Raw genomic sequence first — 1576 nt, forward strand, 5'->3', positions numbered from 1 at the left:
ATAAAAAACGCGTTACGCCCCCTTCTTCAAGAGCAAAAAATGAACGACTCGCAGAAGAATTCTGGAACTGGAGTGCACGCGAAGTTGGCTTATAATGTAGAATAAAAAAAGGTCAGCTTTTCAGCTGACCTTTTCGTATTAGAAAAACGTTAGTCCTATAGCAAAAATAAAGCCTGATACAATTAAGGTCGTCACGCAGTAGCCCATTATATCGCGCGCTCCGAGCCCTGCGATAGCTAGTGCGGGCAGTGCCCAAAACGGCTGCGCCATATTCATCCATGCTTCTCCGTAGGCAATGGCCATCGCAGCGACTCCCGGATCTACGCCGAGCTGTTCAGCTGCCGGCATAATAAAAGGTCCTTGTACAACCCAGTGTCCTCCTCCCGACGGAACAAAAAAGTTCACAACGCCAGAACTTAAAAACGCAAGAAACGGAAATGTCGTTTCATTTGAAATCGAGATAAATGCGTTCGTTAGCTTCCCGCCTAATCCCGATAGCTCCATCATGCCTTGAATACCTGCGTAGAATGGAAACTGAATCACAATCCCGGCGGTTCCTTTCGCAGCATTAGAAACGGCATTCATATAGGATAAAGGCGTGCGGTGAAGTAAAATACCCGTTGTAAAAAACAATAAGTTCACTGTGTTAATATCCATTTTAAAACCGTTTGTAGCAAAATAATAAATTAAATATGAATACCCAAGAAGCGCAATCGTCAGACTTAAAAACCTGCTGTTCTCCATGCGTACAGCAAATGTTGGCTTAGAAGAAGTTGTCTCAACAACTGTAGCCGGAGCCATTTCATCTTCCGCCAACAGTCTTGGATCAATTTCTACCACTTCTTTTCCCGTCGGCATCATCAGTCTTGTCATAATAGGAAGGACAATTAATAACCCGAGGGTAATAAATAAGTTGTACCCCGTAAAAATCGTGTCTGACAGCGGAATAAGTCCAGCCGTTTTTTCCATTGGGTTTCCAGGTGTAGCAGCAACAAGAGGAATCGAACCCGACAAGCCTCCGTGCCATGTTAAAAACCCTATGTAAGCACAGGCAATTAAAAACCGGTAATCAGATCCTGGCACGCGTTTCGCTACTTCTTTCGCAAACAGCGCACCTACAATTAAGCCAAACCCCCAATTGATCATACAGGCCATAGCTGCGCCGAGCGTGACAAGAATTACCCCTTGCGCCGGAGTTTTGGCTAACAGCGCTATGTTCACAAGCCACTTTTTTACGAGCGGCGAGCTGGCAAGCACATGTCCCGTGACAAGCACTAAGCTCATTTGCATCGCAAATGCCAAAAGGTTCCAAAAGCCACTTCCCCAAAACTGAACCATTTCAATCGGCCCGTGAGGAGTAAAAACAATACCTGATACAAATAAAATCAGCGTCAAGATTAAAGCAAATACAAACGGATCAGGTAAAAAACGCTGCACAAGCGCCGTAAAGAAATTAGATAACGCTTTCATTTTACTCCTCCTTTACAGGAATACTCCTGTGAATAAATGTCGACAAGCATCTTTAATTATACATAATTTGTTGAAAATTGTTAATATTTAGTTTAAATAAAAAACC

1 protein-coding gene is annotated in these 1576 nt (G+C 43.5%); it reads right to left on the minus strand.

The window, feature by feature from the left end; translation table 11 throughout:
• Positions 1-138: 138 nt before the first annotated feature.
• Positions 139-1470 carry a TIGR00366 family protein gene (locus AC1DRF_RS27140; RefSeq protein WP_477742201.1) on the minus strand — a complete coding sequence of 444 codons (1332 nt, stop codon included), beginning with the start codon at positions 1468-1470 and terminating at the stop codon, positions 139-141.
• Positions 1471-1576 lie beyond the last annotated feature (106 nt).

It is taken from the genome of Priestia sp. P5_B4 (assembly GCF_056400385.1).

What these genes read in the sequence shown, in the direction of transcription:
- AC1DRF_RS27140 (WP_477742201.1), bottom strand. Translation starts at nt 1,470, where the DNA reads ATGAAAGCGTTATCTAATTTCTTTACGGCGCTTGTGCAGCGTTTTTTA.